We start from the raw sequence: 16,910 nt of genomic DNA, 5'->3' as shown, positions 1-16,910 counted from the left end.
TGGCCGGGTTGTACACCTTGTCGGTGGCGGACCGGGACTCCACCCATTCGCCGCCGATAAAATTTTTCAATGTCGTTACTGCTTGTTCCTGCATATTCTTCATCGTCCTTTCTGTATAAACAGATTATAGAATTGCTTTTTGAAGTACTTTCATATGATTATACCTGAGCATCGTGGCCTCTTAGGACTTTATGGTACCTTTTCTCACACTTTCATCAATGAATTCCTGTACTTCTTCCGCCTTCGGCATTGCTTCGGAGCAGCTGTGACGGGAAATGACAATGGCTGCGGACGCACCGCCAAAGTCCATCGCCCGGTCGACTTCCCACCCCTGAATCAGACCGTAAACAAACGATGAAGCATAGGCGTCTCCCGCCCCGAACGTTTTCAGCACTTCGGTTTCAAAGGTTTTTCCGGTGAAATAGTCCCCGTCTTTCGTGTAGGCAAATGACCCTTTGGCCCCGTGCTTAATCAGCACAATTTCTGCCGAGTGATTAAACCATTTCGCGGCAGTCTTATCGTCGCTTCCATCCATTTCTGACTCCATATTTTCCATCATATTGAACTCGTCTCTTGTTCCAATAATCAGATGGCTTTTTTCAGCCAGCAGGTTGTAGTACGTGGCGGTTTCTTCCTTTGATTTCCACGTCGCCGGACGAAAGTCAATATCAAAAAGCACCTTCGTTCCGTGTTTATGCGCATACTCTGCCGCGAGAAATACCGCTTCGCGGGAAGGACTCGCAGCAAGCGCCGTGCCGGAAAACATTACTGCGGATGTATTTTTAATGTATTCCTCGGAAATTTCGAGCGGGCTGATTTTCAGGTCCGCCACATTGTCTCTGTACAAAAGTATGCTGCAGTCTTCCGGACTGATAATCTCCGTAAAGGCAAGCCCGGTCACCGCGCCCGTGTCATCTGTTATTACATTTTCCGTATTAATGTTGTTTTCTTCAAAATAGCCGCGGATAAAATTACCCATCTGATCGTTTGCTATCTTGCCGATAAAGCCGGTGCTCAGACCAAGTCTCGATGCGCCGATTGTAATATTTGCCGGAGATCCTCCCACATATTTTGTAAACGTCCGCGTTTCTTCCATCGGACGGTTGATTTCGTTCGCGTTCATGTCAATCGTCAGCCGGCCCATGCCAACCAGATCCCTTGAACGGTTTTTTGGAAATTCCATTAAAACATAACCACCCTTCGTTATTTTAATCGATTTATGGTTAAGCGCTTTCCTCGTCTATACGTTTGATTCTAAAGAAAGCGCATTCAGATGTAAAGTATTTTTTTGATTTTTCTTTAATTTCTATTTAAAGGTTAAAAGCTGGCACATGTTTTCTGAAAAATCCCATTCTTTGATTGATGTAAGCGATTCATTAATGTATAATTCACATTAAGTTAAGCGCTTTCTTCAAAATACATTTTATGGAGGCTCCGCATATGGTTAATATAGGTGTCATCGGCGCCGGGCGCATCGGCCGGCTGCATATAGAAAACCTTCATCATCTTCCTGCCACTGTCCTCCGGGCTGTGGCAGATATAAACACCTCTGCTCTTGAAACGATCGAGCAGGCCTTTTCTCCGCAGTACGTAACGTCCAATGCCGAAGATATTCTTCATGATCCCGAAATTGATGCCGTTTTCATCTGCGCTGCCACCTCAGAGCATATCTCTCTGATTGACAAGGCCATTCAAAACAAAAAACATATTTTCTGTGAAAAGCCAATCAGCTTTGATATTGAAGAATCACGCCGGGTCGTCAAGTCGGCCAAGGAAGCAGGCCTTATTTTTCAGCTTGGCTTTAACCGACGCTTTGACCCTTCCTTCCAGCAGGTGCGTAAAATGCGCCTGAACGGCCAGATCGGCACCCCGGAGATGCTGCAGATCGTCTCCCGCGACCCTTCCCCGCCTCCAATGGACTACGTGGCGAAATCCGGTGGGCTGTTCGTGGATATGACCATTCACGACTTTGATATGGCCCGCTACATTATGGGAGAAAATATTGCGGCGATTTCTGTGCACGGCGGTGCACTGACCGATAAGCGGTTCAATGATTACGACGACATTGATACGGCTGTTATCTCTTTAACGTTTGAAAGCGGGGCTGTCGGTGTGATTGAAAACAGCCGGCGGGCAGTCTACGGCTATGACCAGCGTCTCGAGCTGTTTGGCTCCAACGGGGCAGCCACGGTGCCAAATCAGCCAATCCATCAGGTGGAATGGTGGCAGGACGATTTTATTAAATCGGAAAAGCCGGTGCACTTCTTCTTAGAACGGTATCAAACGGCGTTCGAGCGCGAGATTGCGATGTTCGCTGAATCCGTGCAGTCCAATACCCCGGCTGTCTGCACCGGCGATGACGGAATTGCCGCCCAGACGGCTGCCCTGGCTGCAGCAAGAGCCTGGAAAGAAAAGAAAACCGTGTATGTTGCTGATCTGGAATCCGAAACGATTGAAACCTCTTAGAAAGGATGTTTATGTATGCCAAACTTAGTTGTAAAACCAGATACCACCGCACAAAAAATCCACGATGTTACCCCGGAGAGCGCCGGCTGGAAATATGTCGGCTTCCAGGTATACCGTGTGCAGGAGGGCGAAAGCATTCAGGCCGAAACCGGCGATAACGAAGCATGCCTCGTATTGTTGAGCGGTAAAGCAGACATCCAGACCAGCAATGACTCCTTTGAAAATCTCGGCAAGCGCATGAGTGTTTTTGAAAAAATTCCGCCGTATTCGGTATACGTTCCGGCCAGGGACCGCTTTGAGGTAAAGGCGAATACAGATATTGAACTCGCCGTCTGTAAGGCACCGGCAACCGGAAAATATAACGCCCGCCTGATCGGCCCGGATGATGTAGGCACAGAAGACCGCGGCTCCGGATCCATGTCCCGGAGAGTGCATAATATCCTCCCGGACTCTGAGGAAGCCGAGAGCGTTCTCGTGGTGGAGGTATACACACCGGAAGGAAACTGGTCGAGCTACCCGCCGCACAAGCACGATACCGAAAACCTTCCGCACGAGTCCTATCTTGAAGAAACGTATTTTCATAAAGTGGATCCGGAAGAAGGCGGTTTTTTGATTCACCGCGTTTACGACGATCCGAGAGACCTTGATGAAACAATGGTAGTAAACAGCAACGATGTAGTGATGGTACCTAAAGGCTACCATCCGGTGGCGGCTCCTGCAGGCTACCAGGCTTACTATTTGAATGTGATGGCCGGGCCGGTGCGTAAATGGAAGTTCCATAACGATCCGGATCACGAGTGGCTGCTGAAATAAGCCTTTTCTGCTGCCGGGCCTTCAAATGAAAAATCATTTGGAGGCTTATTTTTGTACAAATAAGGATATATACTATACAAAAAGAAATTCACGGAAAGGAATGTTCAGATGGCTTTTCAAAAGCTCGCACGTACGATTTTAAAAGCAAACCGTGTTTCTGGTGATGTAAAGGCAGCCAAAAACGGTTCCCTGGGAAAACGCCTTGCGCGCCGCTCGGCCAACCGTACAGCACGTAAATTCATTAACCGCCTTCTGCGCTGAAAAAGTGGCTGCCGGATCATTATTCCTGCAGCCACTTTCCTTGTCTGTTTGTAAATGTATCCGTTTTTCCGTTATAAATTTCTATCCCCCGCTGCCAGACCGAATGGATCCGGTGCGGAAAACGATGGGCTTCAAACAAGCTGTGTTTGTGACGCATATGCATCGTTTGGCGTGCCACTGCCGTTTCTTCGTGAAGGTCGACCAGCACGAAGTCTGCGTCCTTCCCTTTTTCCAAGCTCCCTTTTTGACGCAGCCCAAAACGGTCCGCCGGTTTCTCTGCAGTCCAGGCTGCTGCCTGCTCCCACGGCAGGCCGTGCTTTGCTGTTAGCTCGAGGACACTTAACAGCGTGTATGGACCACCCGAAATACCTCCCCACGCCTGCCACAGCCCGCCTTCTTTCAACTCTTCCGGACACGGTGAATGATCAGAGGTCACCATATCTATCGCCCCCTGCTTCCATTTGGACACCAGCTCCTGCTGCACCGGAGTCCCCCGTAACGGCGGTGCGCATTTTGCTTCGGCGCCGCGTGTCCGCAGCGCTTCGTGGTCAAACATCAGGTAATGAGCGCAGGTTTCGAGTGTAACGTCCTGCCCGGCTGCTTTTGCGTGCTGAATCACCTCCACCGCCTCTGCGGAGCTGATATGTACGAAGTGAAGCGGACAGCCTGTCTGTTTCGCAAAAACGAGGGCGCGCTGCACCGCTTCGAGCTCTGCTTCCACCGGCCTGGAAGCTAAATAATCATCCGCTTCCGTGCGTCCCTGCTCCTCGAGCTGCCGGCTGAGCGTGCTCACTACCGGCGCGCTCTCTGCATGAAGGCCGAGCATTCCTCCGTGTTCAGCAATCACCTGCATGCCCCGCAACAGCGTTTCATCATCCGACCGTTCAAACTCCGGGTTACCGCTCGGCGACATGAAGGCTTTAAATACGCGTATGCCCCGTGCCGCCATGGCTGGAATGTGTTCTATTCCTCCGGGCACCAGGCCGCCCCAAAGCCCAAAGTCCAGGACAGATTTCTGCCGGCCGAGCGCCGCTTTTTCTTCTGCATTTTCGGTGGTGATCGTAGAAGGAATACCGTTTAACGGCATATCCATATAAGTAGTGATGCCGCCCGCTGCAAGCATCCGGGCCCCTGTTTCAAAGCCTTCCCAGTCCCGGCCGGGCTCGCTGAAATGAACGTGAATATCTACCGCTCCCGGCATTACGAGCATTCCATCAGCGTCTACCACGCTTTTTGCTTTGGTTTCATCAGAAACGCCAAAGGCTGCTATTTTTCCGTCCGAGACCGCCACCGTGGTTGCTTCTGTCCCGAGGGGGCGGACGACGGTTCCGTTTTTAATCAGCAGATCATACATTCTTTATGTGTCCTCCTATACTTCAGCCGCTGCTTTTGTATCTTTTTCCTGCATGTAAAAGGACAGTGCTGCCTGCTGCGAAGTGCCGGGGTTCACCGGGGCTCCGGCGTATAAAAGCACCGATTCGAGCGCTCCGAGCACGGCCAGCACGTTTTCCTTTCGGCAGCTGTAGCCCATGGAGCCGATGCGCCAGATTTTTCCGTGCAGCGGCCCGAAGGACGAGGCAATTTCAATTCCAAACTGCCCGAGCAGCATTTTGCGGACCTCATCTGCGTCAATGCCTTCCGGTACGTTAATGCAGGTGACGACCGGGAGCTTCGTTTCGCCTTCTACAAACAGCGACAGACCCATTGCTTTCAAACCAGCTGTCAGCGCTTCCTCGTGGTAGCGGTGCCGGGCAAATCGGGATTCAAGTCCTTCGTTGACGATCAGCCTCGCGCCTTCATGAAGCGCATAAACCATCGACGTCGCTTCGGTATGATGATTCAAACGGCGTGGGCCCCAGTAGTCCTGCAGCTGACTGAGATCAAAGTAATTACTCCGGATCATCGGTGCTTCCGGCTGTTTGTCTGCCTCTGTCGCAATTCCCCGCTCCACTTTTTTCCGCTCCTGAAAGCGGCGCTCGAGGCGCTCATTGTACGTGAGCGGAGCCATTCCGGACGGAACGCTGAAGCATTTCTGCGTACCGCCGATGACCGCATCGAGACACCATTCATCTGTTTTGACCGGCACTCCTCCGATCGTCGCCACCGCATCCACTACAATGTAGATCCCGCGTGCCCGGCAGGCGTGCCCGATTTCTTTAAGCGGCTGAATGCAGCCAGTCGATGTTTCGCCGTGCACCATCGCGACAATATCCGGCTGCACCCGGTCCATTTCCTCTATGACTTCTTCCGGGGAAAAGACAGTGCCCCATTCCTTTTCGAGCGTGTGAATCTCTGCGCCGTACCGTTCAGCAATCTCGGTCAAAAGATACCCAAACCGTCCATAAATGGGCACCAGCACTCGGTCCCCCGGATGAATCGCACTCGCAAGCACTGCTTCAATACCTGAACGGGAAGTACCGTCTACCGGAAAGGCCCATTCATTTTCGGTTTGAAAGATGCAGCGCAGAAGCTCCATCGTTTCATTCATAATACTCGTAAAAGCCGGATCAAACTGTCCGACCACCGGGGTGCTCATGGCACGGAGCACCCGTGGGTCCGCCTCTACCGGGCCCGGAGTCATGATCGTGCGGAGCGGCGGCTGAATTTCCTGGTGATAGCCCATATTTACTCTCCTTTCTAATACGCTAAACGAAACAGGGTTTCTTCAAGCACTTTTACTCCCTGCTCTAAGTCACTGGATTTGGTATATTCCTTCGGTGAATGGCTTACACCGGCTTCGCTTGGCACAAATAACAGTGCAGTCGGGTAATAGCTGCCCATTACCTGCGCATCGTGCCCGGCTCCGCTGATCATCAGCTGAGAGGGGATCTGCAGGCTTTCAGCAGCTTTATGCATCGTTTCATATACTGCCCTGCTCATCGGTACCGGCTCCACTTCCATCCAGCAATTCGAAGAAACGTTCATGCTGCATTGTTCAGCCTGCACGGCGTACAGATTTTCGAGCTCCTGCTCAAATTCTTCAAGCAGCGCTTTGCTGTGATGACGGACATCCAGGCTGAAAACGACTTTAGAAGCGATCACGTTCGGTACGTTTGGCGTAATTTCCATCTTGCCTATTGTGGCCACCATGCTTTCATCCTTCCGCCTGGCCATGGCGGTGATATTTGTAATCAGTTCACTTGATAACACCACCGCATCCTTGCGTTCCGGCATCGGAGTGGTTCCGGCGTGATTGCTTTCTCCTTCCACGGTAATGTGATATCTGCGCTGTCCGACAATATCTGACACCACTCCCACAGAAGCATTCGTCTTTTCCAGCGTGCCCCCCTGCTCCACATGAAGCTCGATAAAGGAGTCTATGTCTTCACGCTTGAGCGGAAGCGATGCCGGAGCTTCAAATTCACATGCCCGCATCGCCTGGCCGATAGAGATGCCGTCTGTATCCTTCAGGGTCTCTGATTCGCCCTCTGCCAGCCTGCCGGTAATATGGCCCGACCCCCAGAACGTGACCGGAAAACGACTTCCTTCCTCCTCACAGAATGATACGACTTCAATGCTCTGCTTCGGACGCCCGTAAGCCTGCTTCAGCCTTTCTACGGCAAGCATTGCAGCAGCTACTCCGTATGCGCCGTCATATATACCGCCGTTCACGACAGAGTCAATGTGGGATCCGGCCATAACAACCTTGTCCGTTTTTTCTGTCCCTTCAAAGCGTCCAAATACGTTTCCGACAGTGTCATAGCGGGCCTCAAGACCCATTGCCCCCATTTTTCCCTTTACTGCTTCCTGTGCCTGCTGCCACGATTCATCGTATAAAAGCCTTGTCACACCTCCGTCTTCTGTTTTTCCAAAGCCGGAAAGCCATTGCAGCAGCTGGTCGATCTGATCCTGAATTATGTTTGAAGAATGAACAGCCATACGTTCCCTCCTTTGCCTGGCTTTTAATCAGCTTCCCCGGTACGTTTGATAGCCGTAGGGAGATAACAGCAGCGGAAGGTGATAGGACGTTTCTTCCGCCGAAAGCGTGACCCGGAGAGCCACCGTTTCCAGAAAATGCGGCTCCTCCTGCGTCCATCCTTTCTGCCGGAGATATTCCCCTGTTTGAAATTCCACCTCGTACGCAGCTGTTTGAATATCATCTGCCTGCAGCAGCGGCTCATCCACCCGTCCGTCTGCATTGGTGACCCGTTCGGCTTCTTTAATTTTCCGGCTGCCATCCAGGCGGTACAGCGTTAAAGCTATACCTGCGCCCGGGCGGCCGGAAGCCAGATCAAGCACATGTGTTGTGAGCCCCATTTATATTTCTCCTTCGTCATCCAGATCTTCGCGATGCACCGCAAAGCGCTGGAAGCCGTACGGGCGGCGCGGCTCTGTATATACTTTGCCATCGCTTCCCGGAATATCTTCGACAACAGTATCCCACGTATGGTTCTGCGACTCGAACGAAACTTCCTGAAGCTGCGGGAACCGCTCAAGCACCCGGCGGCCGATATAATAGATCAGCTGCTGAATCGATGCTGTCTGTGTTTCGTGAAAGACAGCAGCTGCAATATCCTTCACCTGCTCAGCGGCTACATAGCCTTCCCCGTTCTGCCCGAAGGCGGTCTGCGGTGTTTCATATGTCCAGCCGATATTTAAATAAATAAACAACGGACGGTTGGAGTCCTCCGGCAGCGTCGTGTATTCATCCTGGATAAAGCCGACAAATGAATTGTCCACTACTTTCACGAGTTGGACGTCCTTTACATAGCTCTCCTGCTCGATAATTTCCGGAGCCCCGAACGACGTCCGCCCTACTTTTACCATCGCTGCAGGTTTTTCATTATGCGACTTTTTAAACACTACCCCGCTTTTGTATCCCGTATTATCGACATTTACTTTTTCAAAAGGAAGATGATCGGCGTATACTTCTGCGGTTTCAACATGATCATATTTTTCGAGAAACGCTTCCCCCACATAAGCAAGAAACCCTTCCACCGTTGCGCCTTCATAGCTGCCCAGGTGACGCTGGATAAAGTTTTTCATGGAATCTGTCGCCACCACCATACTGTTGTCGCCTTCGGTAAAGCTCGGCAGGAAGGCTTCCCCGGTAATATTGACGGACACATTCAAACCAAAGATCGTATTGTTTGTGCCCTCATACGGGGACTCCGGTATTGGCGTGATATCTGTAAATGGGATGGAAAACGTCCGGTAGGCAAACACATCGCCTTTGCCGTAGCTCATTGTTCTCCGTTTTTTACTGCTTGTTCTTGTCACTGTCTGTGACATGCGGGCCGGCTCTGCCGCGAGCGCTGCAGAAGATCCATGCTCTCCGGCAGCGGCGCCGTTGCCCATGTCTCCACTTTCGTTTGATTCACTTATTGTTTCCGTACGCTCATCTTCAATGATGACCTCGAGCCGCAGCAGAGCTATTCGGTGAATTTCCCGGATAGCCTGACGCTCTTCTTCCTCCTGGGTATGGTCCATACGTTCCTGTACGGCCTCTAAGATATCCTCTGTGGTCTTTCCTCTTACCGCCATAATAAACGGCATACCGAACTTATCCTGGTAACGCTCGTTCCATATACGCAGTTCTTCCTGCTGCTCTTCTTCCATCTCCGTTAAACCAGCGCTTTCCTGCTCGGAAGTAGATTCCTCACTCATCGGCTTCTTTTCTCCGAGAGCAGGGTGCGCCTGGATCAACGCACGCCGGTTCTCTTCCCCGGACGTCATAACTACGCCTGCCATCCGCTGATGCAGATCTTCAACAGATTCCATCGGTCTCACCGGTTCGACTGCCTCTGCCACCCACGGAGAATTCTCATACACACCTCCGAAAGTGTCGATAAATTCTCGGCGGGATAATTGGTTTACTTGTTCAATAGTCAGCATACACTACTCCTCCTTCAAGCTTTACTTTGTTTTTCTTCATTATATACATGTTCCCCCTTCCACCGTATGTTAAATAGGAGATTGATGAAAATTGCGGCTAAACTACCAGTGATAATACCGTCCCCGAAGATGATAGCGAGCCCTTCCGGAAGGCTTGAAAACAGCTCCGGTACTACTGTGGCGCCAAGCGCAAGCGACACGGAACACGCAACCACCATCTGGTTCGACTGTTCATTAAAATCGACATCGCGGAGCATCTGCAGACCTGCAACGACAACCATTCCAAACATGACGACGGTCGCCCCGCCAAGCACCGGTGTTGGAATGATAACAACCAGGGCCGCAACTTTCGGAATCAGCCCCAGGACAATCAGCGTCATAGCTGCCGAGAAAATAACGTTTCTCGTTTTCACTTTTGACAGCTCGAGCAGACCCACATTCTGGGCAAAGGTACTGTAGGGAAAAGCGTTGAAAAAGCCGCCGATAATGACTGCGAGCCCTTCAGAGCGGTAGCCCCGGACCAGGTCGTCTTCGTTCAGCTCACGATCCGTAATACGGGCAACTGCGTAGTAAGCACCGGTCGTTTCAACGACAATCACACTGCACACAATGATCATCGTGATAATCGGCCCAATTTCAAATGTCGGCATGCCGAAGTACAGCGGCTGAGGAAAATGGAACCACGAGGCTTCCATCACTTCTCCAAAGGAGACCTTTCCCATTACTGCTGCGGCTATCGTGCCGCCGGCAATACCGATCAGGACGGCGAGCGACCTCATAAACCCTGTAAACATCCGGAATAAAAGAATGATCACGGCGAGTACGCTGACAGATAAAAGCAGGTTAAAAAGAGAGCCGAAATTTTCGCTTCCTTCTCCGCCGGCCATATTTTTAATTCCGGTGGGAATAAGCGAAAGCCCGATAATCGTTACGACTGTGCCGCGCACAATCGGCGGGAACACCTTTTGTAATTTTCCAAAAAATCTGGCAAAGATAACGACAAACAGCCCGGCCACAAGAATCGATCCATAAATAGCTGTTATGCCGTAGTTGGTGCCAATACTGATCATCGGTGTCACTGCTACAAATGATACTCCGAGCATGACAGGCAGCCCGATGCCGATATGTTTTCCTCTCCACAGCTGCAGCAGGGTTGCTACACCGCAGGAAAGCAGGTCAATTGCCACTAAGTATGCCAGCTGTTCTGCTGAAAGCTCCAATGCGCGTCCTACGATAAGCGGAACGAGTATCGCTCCGGCGTACATTGCAAGTACGTGCTGAAGTCCCAATGAAAAAGTCCGAAGCCCGTTGGTTCCGTTAGCCATGATTAGGTGTTCCTCCTTTTATTATTACCTTACTATCCATCTTATAGGAGGTCCGGACTTGATTCATTAGTCGTTCTATATAAAATTATCAAAATGTTTTGGGCATTTCATCTATAATCATTAAGAAAACGAAGGGTTTTGTGCAGATTATCTTACATCATTCCGAGGAGAGGACGTTCTGCACCCGCAAAGCCAGCCGCAGCCGCATAGTCGTTTCGGGATTTTTCAATGAAACCCCTAAGCGCTCCTCGCATTTTTCCAGGCGGTAAAGCACCGTATTGCGGTGAATGTAAAGCCGTTTCGCTGTATCAGCCACGTGGCAGTGCGACTCGAGGTAGACGGATAACGTCTGCACAAGCCCCTGATCCTCCTGGCTCCCCTCTGTAAGTTCCTGCAGGACCGAGTGGCTGAACGAGGCCAGCTCTTCGGCGGGCAGCAGCCGGAGAAGCTGGGCGATATCCTTTGTATAATAGGAGCGGATAAACCCGCGTTCGCCGGTGAGCTGGCTGTTGTACAAGGTATTTTCCGCCTCTTTATAGGACGCCGGGGTATCAAGAAACGACCTGGCCGTGTTTCCGATGCCAAAGGATATCGAGCGGTCAAAAAAAAGCTGGATTCCTTCCTGCAGCTGCCGCAGTGCCTTCACCGAATCTTCATCTGCTTCTGCCTGCAGCTGCTCCGCTTCCCATAAAATAATACACTGCCGTTCTTTTTTGAAAAACCAGGCCGGGGAACGCCATTTGTCCAATTCGCCTTCAATGTATTCATACATGTGATCCATCTCCCGCTGCTGCTGGGTATAGGTGACCGGATGCCGGGGTTCAGGATCAAGCATGCCGACGGCGCAGCCGTAATTCCGGCTGTTTGGCAGCCCCATTTCCTCCGCCCGGTTTCGCGCTTCTTCATCGGACGAGTAGCCTCCATTAATGAAATTTTGAAAAAATTCGTCGCGGGCTCTTCGTTCATATTGAGCGATGGCACTCTGTTTCATGCGTTCGAACCCGATCACGTTTACCGCCTGGTCGATGATAAGCACAAGCCCATTGTCATAAATCGGAATTTCGCCGCCAATCACGAGGCACCCGCTGCGCGTTTCGTGCGTCCGCACCGGAAACAGTGTGTACGTCTGTGCTGTTTCCCGCACGCAGAAGCTGCTGTAGGTGCTGCCGGTTAAAAACAGATCCCGTTTTGCCCGCCGGTGCGCTTCGAGTACCGCCTGCGCTTTTTCCATCCCTTCGCCTGCATAGATCGGGCGGTCATATGCATCCAGCAGCAGGACCGGGAAACCGATGTAGTCGCATACTTCTTCAAGCAGCGCCGTCAGGCCTTTTCCATGCATCACATGATCGGTCAGCCGCTGGTGGATGTTTAACGCTTCGCGCAGCTCCCTTGTCCTTACCGAAAGCATGTCGTTAAGCATATCATTGACCATCGCTCCAAGACCGATATCCTCCGGCAGGGCAATAATAGGAAACTGCAGCTCGTCCGCCTTTTCGATGACGCTCTCCGGCAGCTCCTGCAGAAAACGCCCGATTTTAAGCCCAATGCCGGCGCACCCCACGGCGTCCATCCGCTCGATGAGCACACTCAACTCCCCGGGGCGGTCTTTGTAATGGTAGCCTGTCGTCACCAGCAGGTCGTCCTCCTGCAGATAATCTACAATGTCCGGTGCATCCATCATATTCACCTGCCGGATCTCCCGGATGTCCCCGTCTTTGCCAGCAAGCAGTGTTGCATCTTTCCAAACTGGGCGCTGCAGCGTTTCTCCTATGTTCACCGTTTCCGCCTCCTTGTGATACATATCCAACCTTTTATAAAACAATTGGTTATTTTAACTTTTACTGTAGCAGAAATAGTAATTCTCCCGCCAGTGGAAATTCCAGCAATCACAAAAAAGCCACCGGCAGCCGGCAGCTCTTCTGCTTATCTTTTGACGATACCGTACAAAAACAAATCATAAAAATGCGTCTGATATTCTTCAAGCGTCATGCTCCCCGGCACATCATCCCCCTGCTGAATCCGGTAGGCCATCATCTGCCGGAGCGAGATCACATACGACATGAAAAAATCAATATTTATATTTTCCCGGAGTATGCCCTGCGTTTTTGCCAGCTCCACCAGCTCCCGGAACACCGGCATAACTATCTTCTCGCCCCGGCTGCTGTAATCGGCCAGTACATGCGGATAATCCTGCATTAATTCCGTGAGAAAGCTTGATTGAAAAAACGATTCGTATTCCTTCATATCAAATATCTTCAAAAGCATATCTTCGGTCATCCCGTGCTTTCTGCTTTCTACAATCAGTTCTTCCATTTTACCTTTGGACTCCTGCATCACACCGTCGAGCATTTCGCTTAAAATGCCTTCTTTGTCTGAAAAGTATTTATAAAATGTGGCTTTGCTCGCACTTGCTTCCGCACACAGCTGCCCGATGGTGACCGCTTTTATCCCTTCCTGCAGAAACAGACGGTGCGCGGTTTCGACCAGGTCTTTCTTTTTTCTCGTTGTTCGTCGTTTTTTATTGTACGCCACGGCTGCTTCCCCATTTCTATCCTTTCTTTAAATGACCAAGTCTCTTTTTCTGATCATATACATTCCGACTGCTGTAAAAACGGCGAATATTGCCAGAAGAATTACTGTCGACCAGAGTGTCCATTCCTCTGCAGGCACCCCCGGAATCTGCGCGTATGGTGAAATATCACTCACCCAGTCCGGCAGCTGAAGCAGCGGTCCAATAAGCCCGATCAGGGTAAACGCTGTATACACAAGCCAGACGAGTGACAGCGCCTTTGGCCACAGGCCCATTAACAGAGCCGCCAGTCCAATAAATATCCAGACAGCCGGCGTCTGTGCGATGGCAGCGAAAAACACCTTCCATGCCCCGTCTGCGCTTTCAGTGTAGTAGCCGTAAAGCGCTCCGGCGCCAATACCGCTGATCACAAGCAGCATAAAACTCCCCACGCAGGAAATCAGGAGATAATCAAGCATCCACCGCGGACGCGGCACAGACTGAACCAGCAGAATTTCTCCCCGGCCGCTCTTTTCCTCCCGGATCATTTTGGTCATCACCTGCAGAGCATAGCCTGCTGCGAGCATGGCGAGAAAGGCCATATACGTGGCAAATAACGATTCTGCAAGCGTCGCTCCTTCGGCCTGGACGAGAAAATCTTCCCCGATTGGATTATCCGCAAAAAAGTCAGCAGCTTCTTCACTTATGGCCCCCATTGCCACTCCGTACAGGGCCGCACCGGCTGCCCAGCTCAGAAAAACCCAGCGAAATAAAAAGCTCTGCAGCCCAAGCAGGTGTGTCAAACCGCCCCCGGCCCGGGCTTTCCCGCCCTGAACCCGCAGCACCCCGGCCCCGTCGTCCCGGCGATAGTCTATATAAACAGCCGCCACTGCGAGCAGTATAATACCTCCGGCGAATAAACCGAGCGGCCACCAGCGCTCATCCACAAAGGCGCGCATTGCCTGGCCCCACCCAATCGGTGACAGCCACCGCCACGCATCTACAGAAGCCACATCGCCGACGGCCCGGAATAAAAACGCCAGGCCAAGCAGCGCAGAGCTGATGCCGGATGCCGCTCCGGCGCTTTCACTCACCTGAGCCATCAACAGGCTGATAGAGCCAAACATGATTCCGACACCGGCGACCCCGAGCCCAAATACCAGCGACCCTTCCCAGCTGAGCCCCTCTATCGTATAAGGCATGCCGGAAATGATAATGATGGCGATGAAGAGATTCGCAAGCACCATCAGTAAAAAAGCAGCTGTGGACATACTGACCCGGCCGACCACTCCTGCTTTCACAAGCTCCGATAGTCCGCTTTCCTCTTCTGCCCTTGTATTGCGGACGATCATGAAGATGCTCATAAACGCAGCCGCCACCGCCACGTATAAAAACATCTCATTTGTAATCATCGCACCGAACGTATAGTTTTCAAGCCCATAGCCGGGCCCGGCCATCGCCCGGAGTGCCGGACTTTCTAAAAGCAGGGCCCGGCCCTGCCGGTCTTCCTGCGTCGGATACGTCTCCGGAAAGCTGAGAATACTGAGCAGAAACAGTACTGAAATCGAAACGATCCAAATAGGCAGGCGCACTCTTTCTTTCCGGAGCATTACCCGAAACAGCCTGCCCGTTCCTGTGAACATTGACATGTTCATCTGGCTTCCCCTGCCTTCGATTCATAATGGCGAAGAAAAATCTCTTCGAGCGTCGGCGGCCTTGACTCCAGTGAAACCACACCTGCTGCTGCGAGTTCCTGCATGACTGGCGCCAGTCCTTCCGCATCCACGTAAAAGTGCACTTTCAACCCGTCTGCTTTCCACTGGTGGATGTCGCTTCGCTCCGCTAAAGAAGCGGCTGTCTGCTTCGTTTCTGCCGTAATGGAAATACGCGTTAAATGCCGCAACTTTTCAAGCGTTCCGGATTCAATAATTTTCCCTTCTTTAATAATACTGACCCGATCACACAGCTCCTCCACCTCTGCCAGGATATGGCTCGAAAGAAGCACAGCCTTTCCTTCCTGCTGCAGCTCCCGTACGCACTCCCGGAAGATAGAAGCCATTAACGGATCCAGACCCGAGGTCGGTTCGTCAAAAATATACAAATCCGCTTCCGAGGCGAACGCCGTAATGAGTGCCAGCTTCTGACGGTTTCCCTTCGAATACGTTTTGCTTTTTTTCCGCGGATCGAGCTGAAAACGTTCAATCAGCTGCTGGCGTTTCTCTTCATTAAAATCACCGTGCAGCTTTCCCAGAACATCAATCACCTGACCGCCGGTTAAATTCGGCCAGACGTTCACATCACCCGGTACGTAAGCCACCCGTTTATGAATATCTACGGCCTCGGTCCACGCGTCTTTGCCAAACAGTTTCACTTCACCACCGCTTTTTTTCAACAGACCAAGCATTACCCGAATCGTCGTGGACTTTCCGGAGCCGTTCGGGCCGAGAAATCCTACCGTTTCTCCTTCGCGGATCGTCAAATCCACATGTTCAAGCGCCGCATGCCTCCCAAAATATTTTGACACGCCCTCTAATTTCACCAGTTCATTCATGTCTACACCCCCCTAAATTGAACTTTTTAATTTTTATCGTTTAAACTATTTTATAATATTCGTTCAATTAAGTCACGGTTTATTTTTCATGCCCCTGCCTTTGAAGACTACGTCTGCGAATTTCTGGGTATGTGTAACAAAGATCTGAAAATGGAGGCAGTATGTATGATGACTTTACGACTCGGCTACGTATCTCAGGCTCTCGCTCTCTGGGACGCTTCTCCAGGAAAAACAATGACACTGACACGCTGGCAGAAAATGGACCCGGACAGCCGCGAGGATAAACTGCGGGAGGTCACCCGTTTAAATCTGGAGCACACGATCCGCATGCTTCATTACAATATCGCCCACGACATTCCCTTGTACCGTTTTTCGTCCTCTCTTGCGCCGCTTGCCACTCATGACGACGCCGCCTGGGATTACATAACGCCTTTTGCGGATTTATACAAGGAAATCGGCAGACTCGTGCGTGAACACAATATCCGTCCAAGCTTTCACCCGAACCAGTTTACGTTATTCACAAGCGACAAGCCGAATGTCACCGCCAATGCTGTGCAGGACATGGAGTACCATTACCATATGCTTGAAGCAATGGGTCTCGAACAGAGAGCATGGATCAATCTACACGTCGGGGGAGCCTATGGGGACAAAAAAGCGGCGGTGAAAAGGTTTCACGAAAACCTCCAGCAGCTACCCGAAAAAATCAAGGCACGGATGACTCTGGAAAATGATGATAAGACGTACACAGCAAGCGACGTGCTCGCTGTCTGTGAACAGGAAAAAATTCCAATGATGTTTGATTATCATCACTTTGAGGCTAATCACTCCGGGGATGAACGTCTGGAGGAGCTGCTGCCACGGTTTATCGATACGTGGGCACATACCGACAGCCGGCCGAAAATCCATCTTTCCTCTCCGAAATCGGCCGAGGCGTTCCGCAGCCATGCCGACTACGTGGACCCCGATTTTAATCTTCCGTTTCTTCAGGCCTTAAAGCAGATCGGCGAGCCTATTGATGGGATGATTGAAGCAAAGCAGAAGGACTATGCGCTTCTGCAGCTCGTCAGGGACCTCGCTTCGCGGCGGAACGTGACACGGACTGGCGGGGCAGAGCTCCGGTGGAAATGAAGACCAATAAAAAAAGAGCCTG

The 16,910-nt window shown here is 51.4% G+C and carries 15 protein-coding genes; 4 read left to right on the top strand and 11 right to left on the bottom strand.

Going from position 1 to position 16,910, the window contains the following annotated elements:
- Positions 1–181: 181 nt before the first annotated feature.
- The gene (iolC, locus tag BLV22_RS11925; protein ID WP_091615587.1) at positions 182–1,183 is read right to left on the bottom strand and encodes a 5-dehydro-2-deoxygluconokinase; all 1,002 of its coding nucleotides are present in this window, start codon (positions 1,181–1,183) and stop codon (positions 182–184) included.
- 257 nt (positions 1,184–1,440) lie between these two features.
- Here iolC and iolG point away from each other — a divergent pair, with 257 nt between their 5' ends.
- From iolG to BLV22_RS15100, 3 genes are all read left to right on the top strand, one after another.
- On the top strand, positions 1,441–2,466 hold the full coding sequence (iolG, locus tag BLV22_RS11920) for an inositol 2-dehydrogenase (RefSeq protein WP_245724087.1): 1,026 nt from the start codon (positions 1,441–1,443) through the stop codon (positions 2,464–2,466).
- Positions 2,467–2,481: 15 nt separating this feature from the next.
- Positions 2,482–3,279, top strand: a complete 798-nt coding sequence (iolB, locus tag BLV22_RS11915) for a 5-deoxy-glucuronate isomerase (RefSeq protein WP_091615581.1) — start codon at positions 2,482–2,484, stop codon at positions 3,277–3,279.
- A gap of 108 nt (positions 3,280–3,387) precedes the next feature.
- Positions 3,388–3,540, top strand: a complete 153-nt coding sequence (locus BLV22_RS15100; RefSeq protein ID WP_176967760.1) for a hypothetical protein — start codon at positions 3,388–3,390, stop codon at positions 3,538–3,540.
- A 19-nt stretch (positions 3,541–3,559) separates the two neighbouring features.
- Here BLV22_RS15100 and allB read toward each other — a convergent pair whose 3' ends face one another.
- The 10 genes from allB to BLV22_RS11865 all read right to left on the bottom strand — a co-directional run bounded on the left by allB (position 3,560) and on the right by BLV22_RS11865 (position 15,760).
- Entirely contained in the window at positions 3,560–4,894 is a 1,335-nt protein-coding gene (gene allB, locus BLV22_RS11910) for an allantoinase AllB (RefSeq protein WP_091615578.1), read from the bottom strand.
- Positions 4,895–4,909: 15 nt separating this feature from the next.
- The gene (locus BLV22_RS11905; RefSeq protein WP_091615576.1) at positions 4,910–6,163 is read right to left on the bottom strand and encodes a pyridoxal-phosphate-dependent aminotransferase family protein; all 1,254 of its coding nucleotides are present in this window, start codon (positions 6,161–6,163) and stop codon (positions 4,910–4,912) included.
- Between the two features lie 14 nt (positions 6,164–6,177).
- Positions 6,178–7,419, bottom strand: coding sequence for an allantoate deiminase (allC, locus tag BLV22_RS11900; protein WP_091615574.1), 1,242 nt, complete (start codon positions 7,417–7,419; stop codon positions 6,178–6,180).
- Between the two features lie 27 nt (positions 7,420–7,446).
- Positions 7,447–7,797: a hydroxyisourate hydrolase gene (gene uraH / locus BLV22_RS11895; protein ID WP_091615571.1), complete on the bottom strand. Its 351-nt coding sequence runs from the start codon at positions 7,795–7,797 to the stop codon at positions 7,447–7,449.
- Positions 7,798–9,375 (bottom strand): factor-independent urate hydroxylase, encoded by a 1,578-nt coding sequence (gene pucL / locus BLV22_RS11890; RefSeq protein ID WP_091615568.1) that lies wholly within the window; start codon positions 9,373–9,375, stop codon positions 7,798–7,800. It lies immediately after the preceding gene.
- A 14-nt stretch (positions 9,376–9,389) separates the two neighbouring features.
- Positions 9,390–10,700, bottom strand: a complete 1,311-nt coding sequence (locus tag BLV22_RS11885; protein WP_091615566.1) for a nucleobase:cation symporter-2 family protein — start codon at positions 10,698–10,700, stop codon at positions 9,390–9,392.
- Between the two features lie 157 nt (positions 10,701–10,857).
- Positions 10,858–12,477: a PucR family transcriptional regulator gene (locus BLV22_RS11880; RefSeq protein ID WP_176967759.1), complete on the bottom strand. Its 1,620-nt coding sequence runs from the start codon at positions 12,475–12,477 to the stop codon at positions 10,858–10,860.
- Between the two features lie 146 nt (positions 12,478–12,623).
- Positions 12,624–13,232 (bottom strand): TetR/AcrR family transcriptional regulator, encoded by a 609-nt coding sequence (locus BLV22_RS11875; protein ID WP_091615561.1) that lies wholly within the window; start codon positions 13,230–13,232, stop codon positions 12,624–12,626.
- 27 nt (positions 13,233–13,259) lie between these two features.
- Complete coding sequence (locus BLV22_RS11870; RefSeq protein WP_091615559.1) at positions 13,260–14,864, bottom strand: ABC transporter permease; 1,605 nt, start codon at positions 14,862–14,864, stop codon at positions 13,260–13,262.
- Positions 14,861–15,760 (bottom strand): ABC transporter ATP-binding protein, encoded by a 900-nt coding sequence (locus BLV22_RS11865; protein WP_091615556.1) that lies wholly within the window; start codon positions 15,758–15,760, stop codon positions 14,861–14,863. The genes BLV22_RS11870 and BLV22_RS11865 overlap by 4 nt, the downstream gene beginning before the upstream one ends.
- 168 nt (positions 15,761–15,928) lie before the next feature.
- Here BLV22_RS11865 and uvsE point away from each other — a divergent pair, with 168 nt between their 5' ends.
- Complete coding sequence (gene uvsE / locus BLV22_RS11860) at positions 15,929–16,888, top strand: UV DNA damage repair endonuclease UvsE (RefSeq protein WP_091615643.1); 960 nt, start codon at positions 15,929–15,931, stop codon at positions 16,886–16,888.
- The last annotated feature ends 22 nt before the right edge of the window (positions 16,889–16,910 follow it).

This window comes from Marinococcus luteus, assembly GCF_900106595.1.
In the GTDB taxonomy this organism is placed as follows: Bacteria; Bacillota; Bacilli; order Bacillales; family Marinococcaceae; genus Marinococcus; species Marinococcus luteus.
This window is presented reverse-complemented; position numbering and strand designations above follow the sequence as displayed.